Here is an 18,307-nt window from a genome sequence, read left to right as displayed (position 1 = left end):
AGAGTGATCGTTCATGGTCCAGCAGCCGCCCCTCCTCCGCGATGTCATCGACATCAAGGAGTCCATCTCCACGTCGGACTTCGTCCTCCAGCTCTCGGAGGCGACGACCCCCGAGGGCGCGGAGCGCGCGCTGAGGGACTACGTGGTCACGGATCGGCTGCTGGAGAACTTCGACGAGGCGCTCGGCCTGATCAGGTCCGCGCTCGACGGACACACGTCGAAGGCGGCCTACCTGCACGGTTCGTTCGGTTCCGGTAAGTCGCACTTCATGGCCGTGCTGCACGCCCTGCTCAGCGGCAGCGCGGCGGCCCGGGCGCGCAGGGACCTCGACCCCGTGCTCACCAAGCACGAGTGGCTCGGCACGGAGGGCAAGCGGTTCCTGCTCGTGCCCTACCACATGCTCGGGGCGAAGGCGCTGGAGCAGCGGGTCCTCGGCGGGTACGTCAGCCACGTCAAGAAGCTGCACCCCGAGGCGCCGACTCCGCAGGTGTACCGGACGGACGCCCTGTTCGAGGACATCCGGGCGATGCGGTCCCGCATGGGCGACACCGCCGTGCTCGCGGGTCTCACCTCGCCGGACGGCGGGGCGGAGGAGGACGAGTGGGGCGAGGCGTTCGGCTGGACGCCACAACTGCTCGACACCGCCCTGGCCGCCGAGGAGGTCCACGAGGGCGGGCAGGCTCTCAACCTGGTCAGCCCTTCCACGCCCGCCGAGTTGCGGGCACGCCTCGTCCAGGACGCGAGCACGTACCTGCTGCCCGGCTTCGCGAAGAACGCGGCCGAGGACGAGCACGGATTCGTGTCGCTCGACGCCGGGCTCTCCGTGATCGCCGAGCACGCCAAGGGGCTCGGTTACGACGGTCTGATCCTCTTCATGGACGAGCTGATCCTGTGGCTGGCCACGCTCATCCACGACCAGAAGTTCGTGGCCCGGGAAGCCGGAAAGATCACCAACTTCGTGGAGGGCGGCGACGCCCGCCGCGCCGTCCCGGTGATCTCGTTCATCGCCCGTCAGCGCGACCTGCGCGAACTGGTCGGCGAGGAGGTCTCGGGGGCGGCCGAGGCGTCCATCCAGGACACGCTCAACCTGGCGTCGGGCCGCTTCGACAAGATCACACTGGAGGACCGCAACCTCCCGCAGGTCGCCCACGCCCGACTGCTCCAGCCCAAGGACGAGGCGGCCGCCGCCCTGGTCGAGGCGGAGTTCGAGAAGACCCGCAGGATCCGCCAGGAAGTGTGGGACACGCTGTTGGGGTCCGACCGGGGAGCGGACGGCGTCGGCGCGGACGAGGAGAGTTTCCGGCTGACGTACCCGTTCTCGCCGGCGTTCATGGACACCCTCGTGCACGTGTCCTCCGCGCTCCAGCGCAACCGGACCGGCATGAAGCTGATGGGCCAGTTGCTCGCCGACCACCGCGCCGAGCTGCGGCTGGGCGACCTGATCCCGGTCGGCGACCTGTACCCCCTGATCACGGCGGGCGGCGACAAGCCGTTCACCGACAGCCTGAAGGTGGTCTTCGAGGCCGCCGACAAGCTGTACCGGACCAAGCTGCGGCCGTACCTCCTCCTCACGCACAACGTGTCGGAGGAGGAGATCGAGCAGTGCGCGAACCGCCCCGACAGCATCACCGACCCCGCGCTGCGAACCCGGATCAAGCAGTTCACCGGCGACAACCGAATCATCGGCACACTGTTGCTGTCGGCGCTCGCCCCGAGTGTCCCCGCCCTGTCCGACCTGACCATCCGCCGCCTGTCCGCGCTCAACTACGGCTCGGTGGTCGCCCCGATCCCGGGCCGCGAGTACGGCATCCTGAAGAACAAGGTCGCCGAGTGGGCGGGGCGTTTCCCCGAGATCAAGGAGACCGGCACCGAGGCCAACCCCGGTGTCCGGCTCGAACTGTCCGGCGTCGATGTCGACTCGGTGATCGCCAACGCCGACGTGAACGACAATCCGGGCAACCGACAGGCTCTCGCCCGGCGGATTCTCGTCGATGAACTCGGCATCAGCCAAGGTCAGTTGATCGACCGGTTGCAGTTCGTGTGGCAGGGCACGGAGCGCAACGTCGAGGTGGTCTTCGGCAACGTGGCGGACGAGGACGAGCTGCCGGACCACGACCTCATGCCCCAACAGGACGACCTCTGGCGCATCGTGATCGACCTCCCCTTCGACGACAGCGAGTACGGAGCCGTCGAGGACGCGAACCGGATGCGGCGACTGCGGGAGCGGCAAGGCGAGCCGTCGCGTACCGTCGCCTGGCTGCCCACCCACCTCTCCGGTCAGCGCTATGCCGACTTCCGCCGCCTCGTCGTCATCGACAAGGCGCTCTCCGACAGTCAGCGGTTCGACAGCCAGTACGCGGGCCACCTGAGCCCCGACAACCGGACCCGTGCCAAGGGCCTCCTGGAGACCCAGCGCGATGCGCTGCTCAAGAACGTCAAGGCCGCCTTCAAGCAGGCGTACGGCCTCGCCGACAAGAAGGCCACCGACGTGGAGCTCGGCTTCACCGATCACCTGGAGTCGCTGCGCGAGGTCGAGGGGCTGACCCTGTCCTTCGGGCAGTCGCTCCGGGACGGCGTCCGCCACATCGCGAGCCGGCTGCTCACGAGCCAGTTCCCCGACCACCCGGACCTGGACCCCGACGGAACCGGAACGGTGGTCAGGCCCGCCGACGCCAGAAAGGTGTTCGCGCACCTCCAGGCCGCTGCCGAGGCCCGCGACGGGCGCGCCGAAGTCCCCGCCGCCGACCGGAACCTGATGCGGCGCGTGGCCACTCCCCTGCGGCTCGGGCAGCAGAAGGAGGCGTACTTCGAGCTGTCGCACTACTGGGCGGACCACTTCCGGCAGCTCGCCCGCGAGCAGGGAGCAACGGGCGACCTCAGCCTGATCACCCTCACGGACTGGACGGACCGGCCCACGCCGCGCGGCCTGCCCGGCTTCCTCACGCGGCTGGTCGTAGCCTCGTTCGCCGAGATGGACGACCGGGTATGGGTACGCGCCGGAACGCCCCTCGACCCCGCGCCCGCGCTGAACGAGATCAAGGACCACGACGCGCTGCGCAGCCAGCCGCTGCCCTCGGAGGAGAACTGGTCGGCTGCCCGGCAGCGGTTCACGGCGGTGTTCGGCGAACCCGCCCCCACTCTGCGGCGTGGCCGCATGGTGAACCAGCTCGCCCGGCAGATCGTCCAACAGGCAGCGGTGTACCGGGAGGCGGCCCGCGAGCTGGTGGCCCAACTGGAGCGGCACGCCGGATTCCTCCAGCTCGACGAGACCGTGGAGACCGGTCGCCTCGCCATCGCGCGGCGCGCCGTCGACCTGCTGCGAGACCTCACGCACTCAGCCGGTCAGGGTGCCGCCGGGGCCAGGAAGACCGTCGAAGCCCTGGCCGCCTTCGACTTCGGCGAGGTGGGCGCGGACCGGCTCGGGACCTCGGTCAAGCAGGCCGAAGCGGTGGCGCAGGCGCTGAACTCGACATCGTGGACCACCCTCGACCTGGCCTCCTCGGAAGGGCCCGAGGGGGAGGCCCTGCTGGAGTCCCTGCGCAACGCCGCCCGGAGCGACCAACGCACCGCCGACCTGAAGGACGCGCTGGCCCGAACGCAGCGCGAGGTACTGGCCCTGGTGAAGCGGAACCGTGCGACATCCATCCCGCCGCCCGCCCCTGCGGCTCCGCGCCCCGGGGACGTGTCCCTCGACACTCCGACCAGTCACCCGCCCGTACCCGAGCAGCCCTCCGACGCACGCCCGTCCGCGCCTGGACGGGCGAAGCGCTCCGGCGGCGGCCGGACCACGGCAGCCAGGGCCGTGGCCGAACTCCAAGCGGAGATCGCGGAGCTGGCCGCTCGTGAACCCGGCACCACGGTCGAGATCAGCTGGCGGGTCGTCGAAGGATGAGCGCGGCGACGACCAGCGCGGTGACGATGCGCCTGAACCTCGCGACGATCACCCAGTACCTGTCCGCCCAGAGTTCCCTCGCCGATGCCCTCGCGGGCCGGGACCGGCGACGGGCCGTGCTGCTGCGCTCCGCACCGCAGTGGGACGGCCCGGCCGAACACTTTTGGGGCGACGGTCAGTCCACCCGTGTCGCAGCGGCGCCCTCACCCCTCGCCGTGCATGAGCTGGTGCTCGATCACCTGTCGGACACGGAGGCCGGGCCGGCCGTGCTCGTCGTCCTGACCGACCGCGAGCAGAACGAGCTCGACCCCGCGATCCTTGCCCGCGCCCACAAACAGCGCGTCGATACGGTGGACAGCTGGGACGTGGTGCGGGACGCGTTCGGGGCGCATCAGATCGACCAGCGGCTCAAGGACGACGGCTGGGCCGCGGAGGCTCTGCTGGACGCGGCGCCTCCCGGGGGCGGCTGGCCCAGGCTGAGGGGCGGCATGCTGTCACGCGGGACCGCGCTGTCCGCACTCGCGCTGCGGCGCCTGCGGCTGGGCAGCTACGAGGACGAGGCGACGCGTCAGGACCACACCACCTCCGCCGACCGGCTCGACACCCACGCCCTGCTTGCTTGGTCGCTGGTTCCGGGACGCCCGGAACAGTTGCTGTCACTGCGCGTCCCCGAACGCACCGGACTGGCGGACTTCCTCGGCGAGGAGGACCAGGCCGGCCTCGCCGGGCGTGCCCTCCTGGCCTTGGTCGAGGCCGAGCACGGGCCGGACGCGGTGGCTTTCGGGCTGGTGTGTGCGGCGCTGTGGTGCCATGCCGAACCCGACGCGGCCGCCTACACGGCGCGAGGCCGTGCGGAGCGCTGGTTCGGAGAACACCCCCCGGCACGGGGCGAACAGCTCGATGCCATGGCTGCCGCCTTCGGCCGGGCCTGCGAGGAGTACGTCGGCACGTTGCTCGCCGCGGCCGCCCGAGACAGCGGTACGGGTTCGCAAGAGGCCCGCGAGGCTCGCCGGACCAGCGACACGGTCCTGGAGCGCGCCTCTGCGCTGGTCCGTCAGTTCAGGGCGGAGGCCGCCGCCCGGACCAGCCCGCTCCTGCCGTCCGGCCTGGACGCCAGGTTCACCGCCGTCGGCGTGGCCCTTGCGGCCGGCGAGGCGGGTCCTCTCGACCTGGCCGTCCGTTCTCTGGGCGAGCACCGGCGTGCCCACGGACCGGAAGTGCGGGCACGGATCGAGCGGACTCGCATGGGCCAGCGGCTCGTGCGGTGGCTGGCCACCGAACCGGCGGTCGAAGCGGCCAACGTCGGGGCGGCCATACGGCGGCAGCTCGAAGAAACCGGATGGGTCGACCGTGCCTTGGAACACATCGAAGCCGGTGGTGACTCCGACGACCGGCTGAGAGCGGCCTATGACGCACTGGCCGTACGCGTGCGGGAACGACGGCACGAGATCGACCGCTGCTTCGCCCGCGTGCTGGCCACGTGGACCGCGTCCGGCACCGATCCGGGCAAGATGCTGACCGTGGAAACGTTCCTGGAACGGGTGGTGAAGCCGGTCGTCCGCGGCGCCGCCGACCGGCGCGTGCTGCTGATCGTGCTGGACGGGATGAGCGCGGCCATCGCCACTGAACTGGGTGAAGAACTGCGCGCTTCCTGGGCCGAGTTCGACCCGGTGGCCGAGGGTGCTCCGCGACGGCGCGCCATGGCTGCGGCGCTCCCCACCCTCACTTCCGTGTCCCGTACCTCACTGTTCGCGGGCAAGCTGACGAGAGGATCGCAGAAGGACGAGGCGCAACTGTTCCCCGCTCTTTCGCTCTGGGGCGGAGCGCCGGCGGCCGTGTTCCACAAGGACGACCTGCGAGCCGAGAGCGCTGGGGACACGTTCGGTCCCGCGCTCACCGAAGCGCTCATGGACGGTCGTACACATGTGGCGGTCGTCCTCAATGCCATCGACGACCGGCTCGCCAAGGAACAGAAACTGGGGGACGGCGCCTGGCGGGCCGGGGACATCCCGGGTCTGCCGGATCTGCTGCGGATCGCCGCCTCGCAGGGCATGGCCGTGGTGATCACCAGCGACCACGGGCATGTCGTCGACCGACACGGCGTGAAGCTGGAGTCCGGCTCACCGCTGTCCGCCCGTCACCGGGCCCCGGGCGGCGAGACGAGCCCGGCCGAGGTCGCACTGCACGGCACCCGCGTGGTCGAGCCGGAGCCGGGGGGCTCGATCGTCGCCCTGTGGGACGCCGACTCCCGGTACACGACTCGCAAGGCCGGGTACCACGGCGGGGCGTCCCTCGCCGAGTTCACCATCCCGGTCCTGGCCTTCCTGCCGTTCGGAGCGCCTCCTCCCCCGGCCTGGCGCGAGTTGGGGGATCAGCAGCCGGACTGGTGGGTGCTCGACGAGCCATCGCCCCGCCCTGCCGCCGTTTCCCCGGTGGCCGAGCGGGCACCCGCTCCGAAGCGGCCGGCACGGCAGAAGCCGACGAAGGCCCACGCACAACTGGCCCGCACCCACGATTCCTTGTTCGATGTCGCCGTGGTGCCTAGCCTCGATGGTGAAGAAACGCTGGTGACCGCCGCCGTCGTGGATCCCGCCGACGCCCTCGTCGCGTCCCTCTTCGCCTCGGAGACGTTCCAGGGTCAGATCGGCCTGCTCGCGCGCAAGCCGCCCATGGAGAAGGTGGAGGGAGCGATCCGGGCCCTGCTCGATGCCGGCGGCACCCTGCCGGTGACGGCGCTCGCCCAACGTGTGTCCTATCCCGCGACCCGCGCTGACGGGTTCGCCGCGATCCTTCGCCAGTTGCTCAACTATGACGGGGTGCAAGTCCTGGAAACACTGCCGGACGGCCGCACCGTTCGTTTGGATCTCCCTTTGCTCCGCATGCAGTTCGACCTAGGCTGACGTTTCATTCGTCTTTTCCACACGATGAGCCAGGAGCCATGAGCGCCAACGACCGAGTGCTGATCAACCAGATGATCGAGGAAAAACGGAACGCTCGTGCCGTCCCCCTGTCGTTCGACGCGGCCTTCGAGCGGTTCGCGAGCGAACACGCGTTGCACGGTTTCGGTCTCTCGGAGGAGGAGATCGAAGCCGGTGTGATCGGTGGTGCCGACGACGGCGGCATCGACGGGGCGTACGTCTTCCTCGGTGGCCGGCTCCTGCACGAGGACAGCGAAATCCTCCAGCAGCATTCCGCCGTCTCGAACGTCGAGGCCGGAACCCAGCTGACGCTCTGGCTCGTCCAGGCCAAGACCAGCCCCGGATTCTCCGAAGTGGCCCTGGACAAGGTGGCGTCCACGTGCTCGAACCTCCTGGACATGGAGGTCGACGAGGCCACGGTCGGGCTGCTGTACAGCGACGACCTGCTCGCCCGTTTCAAGCTGTTCAGGACGGCGTTGACGCGGCTCCTCACCCGTCATCCGACCGTTCTGATCAAGTTTTCGTACGTGACGCGCGGCGAGGCGAGCGAGGTACATCCCAAGGTCCAGGCGAAGGCCAAGATCCTTGAGGCACAGTTCTCCAAGGTCTTCGCCATCTCCACCGGCGAAGTCGAGTTCCTGGGCCCCGCGGAACTCTGGAAGCGATCCAGCACCCTCCCCTCGTACACCCTGGAGCTTCCCTACCGGGAGAGCATCACCCACGGCACCAGCCATATCGCCCTCGTCTCGCTGGGTGACTACATCGACTTCCTCAGCGACGAGACCGGGGCGATCAAGTCCCACATCTTCGACTGGAACGTCCGCGACTACGCGGGCAACGTCGAGGTGAACCGCGAGATCACCGCGTCCCTCCAGAACCCCGGAGCACCGGAATTCTGGTGGCTCAACAACGGCATCACCATCGTGTGCTCGCAGGCCACCTCGGTCGGCAAACGCCTGAGCCTTTCCGACGTGCAGATCGTCAACGGTCTCCAGACCTCGTACACGATCTACGAGACGCTCAGGCAGCTCTACGAGAACGCCCCTGCCACCCCCGTGTTCGAGAGACTGGTACAGGTACGCATCCTCGTCACCGCGGACCAGGCCGCCCGCGACTCCGTCATTCGCGCAACGAACCGGCAGACGAGCGTGCCGGCCGCCTCGCTCCGGGCCACGGACGACATCCAGCGGCAGATCGAGTCGTACTTCCTCGAACACGACTGGTTCTACGACCGGCGCAAGAACTTCTACCGGAATCAGGGCAAGCCGACCGACCGTATTGTCAGCATCCCCCTGCTGGCACAGTCCGTGATGGCCATGGCGTTGGGACAGCCCGACTATGCCCGTGCTCGTCCTTCGAGCCTGCTGAAGTCGGACTCGGACTACCGCCGTGTGTTCTCCGAGAAGACGGAGCTCCCCGTCTATCTGTGGCTGGCCAAGGCGCAACGCCAGGTGGACGAGTTCCTTCAGTCCACCTCGGATCCCATCTCCCGGTCACAGCACACGAACCTCCGCTTCCACCTCGCCATGCTCGGCGCCGTCGACCTCATGGGCCGCGTGTTCAACAAGCCGGAAACGCTCAACAACGCCGCCCGGGAGAACGTCTTCCCGAGCTCCGCACGCCTCGAGTTGCTGTGGAAGTCGCTCCAGGAGCAGTTCGAGGCATTCCAGCGGGAGAACCGCTCGGGCCCCGACAAGACGTCGAAGAGCAGCGACTTCGTCAGCTACCTCACGACCAACCTCGACTACGGCAGTCTCCGACGCAGATGACCTCGCAGCACGATGCCCGGTTCATAGGGGATGGGACAATGGGCGTGTGATCGATCCTCGCCCTTCTCCCGTATCCGCCGCCCGGCGGCGCACCGCTCTCGACGCGCTCCGGCGTGGTGCGGTGCCCGAGAGCGGCCTGGATCTCCTCGCCACCGGACTGGACCGTTTCGAGTGCGCGCTCAACGCGGAACTCGAAGCGGTCGCCTCCGGCGCCTCCGTGTTCAAAGCCGTGCGAGGTGAGTACGGCTCGGGCAAAACCTTCTTCACCCGCTGGCTCGGGGAACGCGCCAAGCAGCGCAACTTCGCTGTGTCCGAGATCCAGATCTCGGAAACGGAGACGCCCCTGCACAAGCTGGAGACGGTCTACCGCCGTCTCACTGAACGGCTGTCCACCACGAGCTTCCCTCCGAGCGCGCTCCGTCCCGTGGTGGATGCCTGGTTCTATGCCCTGGAGGAGGACGCGCTCGCCGCGGGGGTGGACGAGAACGATCTGAGCACCGCAGTGGAGGAGTTGCTGGCTGCCCGGCTGGCCGAGGTTTCTCGACACGCCCCGTCCTTCGCGGCCGCGCTGCGCGGATACCGGACCGCACTCCTGCAAGGCGACGAGTCGACGGCGGCCGCCGTCCTCGCCTGGCTCGGCGGCCAGCCCCATGTCGCGGCGGCGGCCCGCCGTTCCGCAGGAGTACGCGGCGACCTGGACCACTTCGGGGCCCTCGGGTTCCTCCAAGGGCTGCTCACCGTTTTGCGGGACTCCGGTCACCGGGGACTGTTCATCGTGCTGGACGAGGTGGAGACCCTGCAGAGGGTGCGGTCGGATGCCCGCGACAAGGCCCTCAACGCGCTGCGGCAACTGATCGACGAAGTCCACTCGGGACGGTTCCCCGGCCTCTATCTGGTCATCACCGGAACACCCGCGTTCTACGACGGTCAGCAGGGCATCCAGCGCCTCCCTCCGCTCGCCCAGCGGCTCGCCACCGACTTCACCACTGATCCACGTTTCGACAACCCACGTGCGGTCCAGCTCCGCCTGTCAGGATTCACTCTCGAATCGCTGACCGGTCTTGGCATGACCATCCGCGATCTCTACATGTCCGGAGCCGACTCTCCCGACCGGATCAAGGAGCTGGCCGACGACGCGTACATCGCCGACCTCGCCCGTGCGGTGGGCGGAGCTCTCGGCGGCAAGGTCGGCGTGGCGCCCCGGCTCTTTCTGAAGAAGCTGGTCGGCGACGTTCTGGACCGCATCGACCAGTTCCCGGACTTCGCCCCGCGGCAGCACTACCGGCTCACGGTGGGCGCCGGTGAACTCACCGACATCGAACGAAACGTGGCTGGATCGTCGTCGCCCGACGACATCGACCTGGAGCTGTGATGACATCGGCTGCGGACCCCGTCGACCGGTTGGATCCCGTCATCCTGCACCACGTGGTCAACACGCTCGGCTGGCCGGATCTGCGACCACTGCAACGGGCAGCGATCGCACCGGTGATGGACGGGGAGGACGCCGTGCTGCTCGCGCCCACCGCCGGCGGCAAGACCGAGGCAGCCTGTCTACCGGTCCTCTCGGCCATGTCGGCCCAGGGCTGGACCGGCACCTCGGTCCTCTACCTCTGCCCGCTCAAGGCGCTCCTCAACAATCTGGTGACCCGCATCGACAGGTACGCCCAATGGCTCGGCCGCAGTGCGGCTCTGTGGCACGGAGATACGAAGGAGTCACAGCGTCGGCGCATCCGTACTGAGAGGCCCGACATCCTGCTGACGACGCCCGAGTCGCTGGAGGCGATGCTGATCGGCGTGAAGACGGATCACGCGCATCTGCTGGGAGGGGTCCGAGCAGTTGTCGTCGACGAGGTGCACGCGTTCGCCGGCGACGACCGAGGCTGGCATCTCGTGGCAATACTCGAGCGTCTGCAACGGGTCGCATCTCGTCCGATTCAGCGGATCGGGCTTTCCGCGACCGTCGGAAATCCACGGGAGCTGCTCACCTGGCTCCAGGGGGCGGGCGCCGGCCGGCGCCCGGGACAGGTCGTCTCACCGGGACTCACAGGTGCCTCGTCCGGCCCGGTGCCGGCCGCGGGCGTCACCGCCCGCCCACCCGGAGAGATCGAACTCGACTACGTGGGCTCACTCTCCAACGCCGCCAAGGTCATCGCGGCCCTGCACAAGGGCGAGAAGCGCTTGGTGTTCTGCGATTCCCGACGGCAGGTCGAGGAACTGGGTGCCGCGCTGCGGGCGCGCGAAGTCACGGTCTTCCTGTCGCACGCATCGCTCTCCGCCGACGAGCGGGCACGATCCGAGCAGGCGTTTGCCGAAGCACGCGACTGCGTCATCGTGGCCACCTCGACCTTGGAACTGGGCATCGACGTCGGCGACCTGGACCGCGTCATCCAAATCGATTCGCCCGACACCGTCGCCTCGTTCCTCCAACGCGTCGGCCGCACCGGACGCCGGGCGGGAAGTACTCGCAACTGCCTTTTCCTGGCCACGCACAAGGACGCCCTGCTGCAGGCAGCCGGGCTGTTGCTCCTCTGGGGCCGCGGCTGGGTCGAACCGGTCCTCCCACCGCCCGAGCCGCGCCACCTGGTGGCCCAGCAATTGCTCGCCGCCACACTCCAGGAACACAAGCTGGGAGACCAGCTCTGGACGGAACAGTGGAACGGCTTGGCGCCCTTCGACCGTTCGGCCACTCCCATCCTGCGTCACCTGACGGGGCAGGGCTTCCTGGACTCCGACGGCGGCATGCTGTTCATCGGCCCCGAGGCCGAGCACCGCTTCGGACGACGGCACTTCATCGAGTTGACGGCCTCCTTCACCGCACCGCCCCAGTTCACCGTCCTGTCCGGGCGCACCGAGATCGGAGGTATGGATCCCTCCGTACTCACCGAGAAACGTCCGGGACCACGGCGCCTGTTGCTGGCCGGCCGTAGCTGGCAGGTGACATTCATCGACTGGGGCCGTAAACGAGTGTTCGTCGAGCCCGTCGAAGGTGGTGGGGTCGCCAAATGGTCGGGGGGCACGCTCGTCGGCCTGTCGTACGCGCTGACTCGTGCCATGCGGGAGATCCTCCTACGTGCCGAACCTCCCGTCTACCTCACGCGGCGAGCTCGTGTCTGCCTCCAGCAATGGCGTGACGAGGAGGCGCCCCAACTCGTCCACCCCGGCGGGACGCTGGTCGCTCGACAGGGCGACGATGTCCGCTGGTGGACCTGGGCGGGTTACCGTGCCAATGCGACGCTGGCCGCAACGCTCTCGTCGATCGCCGATCCGGTACAGCGCCCGACCGACTGCTACCTGCGCCTGCGCGAGGATCTCACCCCCGACGTCTGGCGTAGCGCCCTTGAAGCCGCCCAGGCCGGGCCGGCGCTTGTCCTGCCCGATGTCGATCAGCGAGCAGTGCGCGGCCTCAAGTTCTCGGCAGCCCTCCCCCAACGCCTGGCCGTAGCAACGCTCGCGGCGAGACTCGCCGACTTCGACGGCGCACGCGCTGTCCTGTCGGAACCGAAGCGCCTCTCCACCGGGCGGACAGCCTGAGCGGCTATCGCCCTGCGCCTGTTGCACAGTGAGGCTGGCGATGCAGGCCGCCGTACTGTGCAGTGGGCGCGGGCCCAGATCTGCGCGGGAGGCAGCTCGGCGTACTCGTCGCTGTTCATCAGCTCCAGGACTGCCGCCCGCTCCTCGGGTGTGAGAGCCGAAGGCGGGTTGGTGCTGGTCATGAGGGGGTGGTTCTCCTGTCGTGCCCTCTCAGGCCAACCCGACGAAGCGGGACGTCTCACCCAAGGCTGACAGAGAGTGGCGGGGACGGCTCAAACGGTGAGGTTGCGCAGCCGCGCCAGGACGGTTTGCCGCTCCTCGGTGTCGTCGCTCCAGCCCTGTGCCCAGTCAAGCGCCGAGCCGCCCCCCGACTCCCGCAGGTGCGGGTCGGCTCCATGACACAGCAGCAGCTCGACGAGGGGCAGGTTCGCCTTGGCAGCGGCTGCGGCAAGTGGTAGTCCGCTGCGCCACCCCCGGGATTCGGCGTTGGGCGAGGCCCCGGCCGCCAGGAGCAGCTCAGCGCAACGGTTTTCGCCTTGGACGGCGGCGAGATAGAGCGGTGTGGCTCCGTCAGGGTCGCGGGTGTCGGGATCGGCCCCTTGGGCGAGGAGCCGCTGGAGAAGTCCGACTCGTCCGTCACCGGCAGCCGCGGCAAGCCGCTTCGGCAGCTTCTTACGCTTTCTATTGTTCACGTGTTTCCACGGGCGCGGGGCCTACCGCCTGGAGCTGCGGAAGGTGCAGTGGTGCGCCCGGTACCCCTTTCCGTACTTCTTGCCGATCTGGGCCTGTACATCTCGCTGGGCGGCCTTTTCGGCCTCCGACTTGCTCTTCCCCTTACCGGTGCCCTTGAGCTGCTTGTCTCCGTGGTCTCCACTTCCGATCTTCTCGACACCACAGACGGCGGTGGAGTACCACGTCTTGGGCTTGGCCATGGTGGCGTCGGAGGCTTCGGCGGTTCCGGTGAGGACGAGCAGGGCGCATGCCACTGCTGCGGTCCAGCAGGCGATGGGCTTCTTCACGGTGCCTCGCTTTCGGCTGGTGAGGTGGGCGTGGTGGCGCCCGGCGGACACGATGGCATGCGCAGAGGATGGGATTGTGCGGCCGTTCAAGGCTGGAGTTGACGCGCGGAACGGTTCTTCGCCCGTCGTCACGGGGGGCGACTCTTGCGGGGCGTGGTGGTTTCACACCTTCGCGTGAGGTGGACCGAGGGGCCGTTCGCAAGGGCCGCAAGCGGGGACTGGCCGTGGACGTGCTGGGTCCGGTCATCGCCGTCATCGTCCTCGCCGCGAGCGCGCACGACAACGCCGCGGGCATTGCCCTGCGGGACCAGGCCACCGAGCAAAACGGTGACACCGTCGAGAAGTCGCTGGTCGACCAGGGCTTCAAGAGCCAGGTCGTCATGCACGGCACCCGCCTGGGCATCGACATCGAGACCGTCGAACGCAATCCGCAGCACAAGGGGTTCGTTCCGCAGCCGAAGAGGTGGAGCGTCGAGCAGACCTGCGGGATCCGGATACTGCACCGGCGCCCGGTCCGCGACTACGAGCACCGCCTGGCCTCGTCCGCCTCCCGCGTCTACTGGGCCATGACCCACGTCATGGCCCGCCGCCTCACCGGCGCGAATACCCCTACTTGGCGCGAGGCGCAGACGGTGACCGCGTGAACCTCCAGCCCCTCCTCGACGCGCTCGGGATCCAGGAGAACGCCGCCCGGGCCCTGGCCGACGACCTCCGCGGACGGATCACCGAACTGCACAACCGCCGGCGAGAGACCGAGACTCACCTCGAACACCTCGCGATCACCCGGGAGACCGTCCTACGACCGAGCCTGTCGTACTGGTAGTGCCACTTCAGGCCCTGGGGATTGATGACACCCGTCATACGCAAGTTGGCATGCTACGGGTGTGCCACGTGACGTCGCCTCTTTCGTCGACGAGTTGGCGACCGGGAGCGGTTCGGGGACACGCCCGACGCACTGCCCGCGCCGCCGGACCCGGGGCTCCGATTGACGGCACGGCCGGGGCAGTGTGACGATGCGCCGATGTCGGACCTGCACGCCCGGATGGCCGCCCGGGTCGGTGACCTCACGGCCGTCGTGGTCGCGCGCTGCGCGGCGGAGGCGCCGTTCTACGGGGCGCTGCCCCGCGCCACCCTCCAGGGCGAGGTGGCGCGGTCCATCGCGGCGGTGCACGCGCTGTTGCTCAGGGCACTGCGCGACGGCGTCGGGGGGGCGATGGGGCCGGGCGATCTGACCCGGCTCATCGAGTGGTCGGCGCGCCGGGCCGAGGAGCGGGTCCCCCTGGAGGCGGTGATCGCCGCGTACCTGATCGGCGCCGAGGTGTGGTGGCAGACGCTGACCGAGGTCGCGGAGCCCGGTGAGCTGGCCGGGGCGGGCGGCAAGCTGCTCGCCTGCCTGCACGCCGCGCTGCCCGCGGTCGTCCTCGCCCACCAGAACGCCCAGGAGGACCTCCACAGCGAGGACAAGCGCGTACGGCGGGCCCTGCTCGGCGCCCTGCTGGAAGGACGGCCGTACGAGGAGCTGGCGGGCGTGGCGCGGGTGGCCGTGGTGGGTGAGTACGAGGTGGTTGCCTTCGCGTTCGAGTCCGACCCGCCGAGCAGATTGGTGCAGTCCTCGCTCGACGCCTTCACCGGGATCCCTGTGCTGATGGACCACGTCGCTCGGATCGCCTTGTTGCCGGCCAGGTCCGACGTACCGGGCCTGGTGGCCCGGCTGGAGAAGGATGTGGGGCAGCCCGTGCGCGCCGCCGCCGCCCGCTCCTCCGTACCGGCGGCCATCTCCTCGGCAGCGCAGGAGGCCGGCCGCGTGCTGGATCTCGTCCGGCGCCTGGGACGCCCGCCCGGGTGTTACCGCCTCGACGACGTGCTGCTGGAGCACCAGCTCGCGCGCCCCGGGGACGGCCTGGTGCGGCTGGCGGCCAAACTCGACCCCTTGGAGGAGCATCCGTACCTGCTTGAGACGCTGCGCGTGTTCGTGGAGCGGGGGCTCAACCGCCGCCAGACGGCGTTGGAGCTGTGCGTCCACCGCAACACCCTGGACTACCGGTTGCAGCGAGTGAGCGCGCTGACGGGCCTCGACCTCGCGGTTCCCGCGCAGGCGCGGCTGATCCAGGCGGCGCTCGTCGCCAGGGACCTGGCCGGGCCCGCGGGTCACCGCGGGGTCACCGGATGGCAGGGATCCGCAGAAGCAGCGGAAAGCGGATGAACCACGGCCGGCGTCGGCGAGCGCTCGGCCTGTCATCTGTCAGAGCCAGGCGCCGAGTTCCTCGTGCCGGGGTGCGAGGACCGGGCCGACGCCGGGGTGGTCGAAGACCATGACGGGCCGGTCCGCGTTCCAGCCGGACCAGCCCGGCTGTCCGGTAGTGGCGAAGGCGACCCAGGCCCGGTGCATGGCGTCGGCCAGTGGTTGAGGCGCGCCGGGCCCGGTCAGGTCCTCGGCGGCGCGCAGGTTGTCGAAGACGAAGCCGAGTTCCAGCGCATGGCACGCGCCGAGTCCCATCACGGGCGAGCGCCAGCAGAATTCGTAGACGAAGGTGCGGGCGGGCCGGGAGTCGGCGAGGCGGTTGAGCGGCCCCCGCAGCAGCAGGTCGGTGGCCATCTCTCCCAGGATCTCACCGGGTTTGGCGTGCGGCCGGGTGGCTCGGTACAGGCGTGCCACGCGTTGCGGGACACGGATCTTCAGCAGTGCCAGCCGCAGGGTGAGCCGGCTGATCCGGTCCACGGTTCCGCCGGGTACGAACCACAGCCGGTACTCCTCCCGGTTGCAGCCCAGCAGCAGGTCGGCCTCGGGAAGGGGCGGGGCGGCGGGCACCACGTCGCCGTCGACCACGATGTGGAAGCCAGGACCGCCGCCGATGGGGTCGGACCGGTCGACGACGGCGGCCTGCGCGTCCAGCAGCAGATCTCGGTCCACCGCCGCGAACGCCTCGGCGGTGGCCGGGATCCGCAGTCTCTTCGCCATCGACCGTACGGTCTTCGCGCCCTCGCGGCGCGATATCGTGTAGGGCGGGCCGCTCTGCAGGATCGCCCGGTGGAACAACCCGGCCGCGCCGGGGCTGGTCATGAGGGCCGCGACGCTGATCGCGCCGGCGGACTCCCCGCACACGGTGACGTTCGCCGGATCTCCGCCGAAGGCGGAGATGTTGTCGCGGACCCAGATCAGGGCTGCGATCTGGTCGAGGAGGCCCCGGTTGACGGGGGCGTCGGGGAAGACCCCGAACCCCTCGACGCCGAGCCGGTAGTTGACGGAGACGAGGACCACCCCGTCGCGCGCGAAGGCGCCCCCGTCGTAGAGCGGCAGGTTCGCCGAGCCGTTGCGCAGGGAACCCCCGTGGATCCAGACCATGACGGGCAGCCGGCCCTCGCCGACGGATGGGGTCCAGACGTTGAGGTTGAGACAGTCGTCCCCGGCGATGCTCGGATCGGGTATCAGCCGGTCGAGGGGCGGGCGGTAGGGGCGTTTGGGGGCGGTCGGCCCGTACTCCAGAGCGTCTCGTACCCCTTCCCAGGACTCGACCGGGGCGGGGGCGCGGAAGCGGTGGGCGCCGAAGGGCGGGGCGGCGTAGGGGATGCCGAGGAAGGTGGCGATCCCGTTGCGGAAACGGCCTCGGACCTTGCCCTGCCTGGTGGTCGCGATGAGGTCCATGGCGGTCCTTCCATGTGCGAACGGGGCCGGCCGCCCCTGGTCGCGGGAGCGTCAGGGGCGGGCGGCGTGGATCGGGACGGCCGCCGGTCACGGCGGAAGGGATATCCGGGAGCGGGTCACCGGCTTGCGAGGCCGTTGCGGCGGACGTCGGACCAGGTGCCGCTGTCGGTGCAGATCCCGCAGCCGGCCCCGAAGAACTGTGCACTCGCCGTCTGGTCCCCCATCAGGTGCGCCTTGAACCAGGCGGTGGTGGGCGCGGCGAACGGGCCGGGGTCGCCCACGACCGTGAGGTGATCGGCGCCGCGCAGTTCCCCGTAGATGGCCGGTATGTGGTCGGCGTCGTTGTAGAAGGTCTTGACCAGAAAGGGGAAGACGATGCTGTCCTTCTGCCCGGCCAGGAGGAGCGCGGGTACGTGTACGTCGTCGATGTCGGCGAGCGGCCCGGGCTGGATGGGCAGGATGGTGTCGATGCGCGGGTCCGCGCCGACGACGATGGCGGCGGCGCCGCCCTGCGAGTGACCGGACGCGCCGATGTGCTCCAGGTCGACACGGTCGTGGAAGGGACTGCCGTGGTCGGCGTTGCGACGGGTGAGCAGGTCGATCCCGGCGCGCATGGAGATGCCGAGGTTGGACTGCGGGGTGTTGGCGGCGGCGACGATGAAGCCCTGACTGGCCCAGTGGAGCAACAGGTCGCGGTAGACGACCGGGAAGGCGAAGGTGCCGTTTCCCCACACGATCACGGGGTGGCGGCGGTCGCTGGTCGCGATGTCACGCGGGTAGTACAGGGTGGTCACCGCCCCGACCTCCACCGCGGTGGCGTAGGGGCCGGGAGCGCCGTAGTCGGCCGCGACCGCCTCGGCACTGGCACCGGCGGGGGAACCGGTGGACGCCGCTGCCGCTCCCGCGCCGGCAGAAGCCGTCAGCAGGAGCAGGAGCGAGGTCAGGGTGACGAGCAGTTTTCTCCAGAGCACAGCGGACTCCCGATGTCGTCACGGCGAACTGGATGTTTCATCCGGCTCACGCCTTGTCTGATCGCACATCCTGAAGCACGGCTCGAGACCCGTCTCTGCGCAATCGCGGCAAGCAGCGACGTCGGATTTTGTGCAACATGCCGAGAGCCTGAGCGCGGCGAGGGTGCCATGCTCGGCGACCAGCCCGCCCCCACCCTCCAGGCCGAGCGGGAGCACCGTCACCACGCGGTCGTCGAGCAGGTCATCGCCGACAGCAAAGCCTCCGCCCTGGCCCACCTGCCGTCGGGACACTTCCACGCCAATGCCGCCTGGCTGATCCAGTGGGCGATGGCCTACAACCTGCTGCGGGCCACCGGCGCCCTGGCCTCCGCCTTCCACGCCAAGGCCACCACCGCCACCTGAGGTTCCCCCGCTGCGCGGGGGTGGCTGACTAGCTGGTCAGCCACCCCCGCGCAGCGGGGGAACCTCACCCCCGGAACGGACTCTCGCAAGGACGGACACGACCAGCATGACGCACAACACCCCTCAGATCACCGGCGGAGTCGACACGCACGGCCAGACCCA

11 protein-coding genes and 2 pseudogenes are annotated in these 18,307 nt (G+C 69.5%); 9 read left to right on the top strand and 4 right to left on the bottom strand.

The window, feature by feature from the left end; all coding sequences use genetic code 11:
* Positions 1-13 precede the first annotated feature (13 nt).
* From ACFYXM_RS17090 to ACFYXM_RS17070, 5 genes are read left to right on the top strand one after another with little or no spacing between them, the layout of a single operon-like run.
* Positions 14-3,892 (top strand): DUF6079 family protein, encoded by a 3,879-nt coding sequence (locus tag ACFYXM_RS17090; RefSeq protein ID WP_389290045.1) that lies wholly within the window; start codon positions 14-16, stop codon positions 3,890-3,892.
* On the top strand, positions 3,889-6,792 hold the full coding sequence (gene pglZ / locus ACFYXM_RS17085; protein ID WP_389290043.1) for a BREX-2 system phosphatase PglZ: 2,904 nt from the start codon (positions 3,889-3,891) through the stop codon (positions 6,790-6,792). Before ACFYXM_RS17090 ends, pglZ begins: the two co-directional genes overlap by 4 nt.
* Before the next feature lie 38 nt (positions 6,793-6,830).
* On the top strand, positions 6,831-8,579 hold the full coding sequence (locus ACFYXM_RS17080) for an AIPR family protein (RefSeq protein WP_351516381.1): 1,749 nt from the start codon (positions 6,831-6,833) through the stop codon (positions 8,577-8,579).
* A gap of 46 nt (positions 8,580-8,625) precedes the next feature.
* A complete protein-coding gene (gene brxD / locus ACFYXM_RS17075; RefSeq protein ID WP_389290041.1) occupies positions 8,626-9,951 on the top strand; it encodes a BREX system ATP-binding protein BrxD in 1,326 nt (441 codons plus the stop codon).
* Positions 9,951-12,110, top strand: coding sequence for a DEAD/DEAH box helicase (locus ACFYXM_RS17070; RefSeq protein ID WP_389290039.1), 2,160 nt, complete (start codon positions 9,951-9,953; stop codon positions 12,108-12,110). Before brxD ends, ACFYXM_RS17070 begins: the two co-directional genes overlap by 1 nt.
* A gap of 272 nt (positions 12,111-12,382) precedes the next feature.
* On the opposite strand, the gene ACFYXM_RS17065 is transcribed toward ACFYXM_RS17070, so the two are convergent.
* Positions 12,383-12,802 carry an ankyrin repeat domain-containing protein gene (locus tag ACFYXM_RS17065; protein ID WP_389290037.1) on the bottom strand — a complete coding sequence of 140 codons (420 nt, stop codon included), beginning with the start codon at positions 12,800-12,802 and terminating at the stop codon, positions 12,383-12,385.
* Positions 12,803-12,823: 21 nt separating this feature from the next.
* Positions 12,824-13,129, bottom strand: coding sequence for a hypothetical protein (locus tag ACFYXM_RS17060; protein WP_389290035.1), 306 nt, complete (start codon positions 13,127-13,129; stop codon positions 12,824-12,826).
* 200 nt (positions 13,130-13,329) lie between these two features.
* Here ACFYXM_RS17060 and ACFYXM_RS17055 point away from each other — a divergent pair.
* The 3 genes and pseudogenes from ACFYXM_RS17055 to ACFYXM_RS17045 form a co-directional block, all read left to right on the top strand.
* Positions 13,330-13,773 (top strand): annotated as a pseudogene (locus ACFYXM_RS17055) (IS5/IS1182 family transposase); the annotation flags it as partial.
* Entirely contained in the window at positions 13,770-13,952 is a 183-nt protein-coding gene (locus ACFYXM_RS17050; protein WP_389290291.1) for a hypothetical protein, read from the top strand. The pseudogene ACFYXM_RS17055 and the gene ACFYXM_RS17050, both read left to right, overlap by 4 nt.
* 198 nt (positions 13,953-14,150) lie before the next feature.
* Complete coding sequence (locus ACFYXM_RS17045; RefSeq protein ID WP_389290033.1) at positions 14,151-15,332, top strand: PucR family transcriptional regulator; 1,182 nt, start codon at positions 14,151-14,153, stop codon at positions 15,330-15,332.
* 39 nt (positions 15,333-15,371) lie between these two features.
* Here ACFYXM_RS17045 and ACFYXM_RS17040 read toward each other — a convergent pair whose 3' ends face one another.
* Together ACFYXM_RS17040 and ACFYXM_RS17035 are read right to left on the bottom strand one after the other, a co-directional pair.
* Positions 15,372-16,772 (bottom strand): carboxylesterase/lipase family protein, encoded by a 1,401-nt coding sequence (locus tag ACFYXM_RS17040; protein WP_389290032.1) that lies wholly within the window; start codon positions 16,770-16,772, stop codon positions 15,372-15,374.
* Positions 16,773-16,888: 116 nt separating this feature from the next.
* Positions 16,889-17,743, bottom strand: a complete 855-nt coding sequence (locus tag ACFYXM_RS17035; RefSeq protein WP_389290030.1) for an alpha/beta hydrolase family protein — start codon at positions 17,741-17,743, stop codon at positions 16,889-16,891.
* 207 nt (positions 17,744-17,950) lie between these two features.
* On the opposite strand from ACFYXM_RS17035, the pseudogene ACFYXM_RS17030 reads away from it, so the two are divergent.
* Positions 17,951-18,142 (top strand): annotated as a pseudogene (locus ACFYXM_RS17030) (IS1380 family transposase); the annotation flags it as partial.
* Positions 18,143-18,307: the final 165 nt, after the last annotated feature.

It is taken from the genome of Streptomyces sp. NPDC002476, assembly GCF_042889785.1.
In the GTDB taxonomy this organism is placed as follows: domain Bacteria; phylum Actinomycetota; class Actinomycetes; order Streptomycetales; family Streptomycetaceae; genus Streptomyces.
The sequence above is the reverse complement of the archived record's forward strand: the minus strand, read 5'-3'. Positions and strand labels throughout refer to the sequence as shown.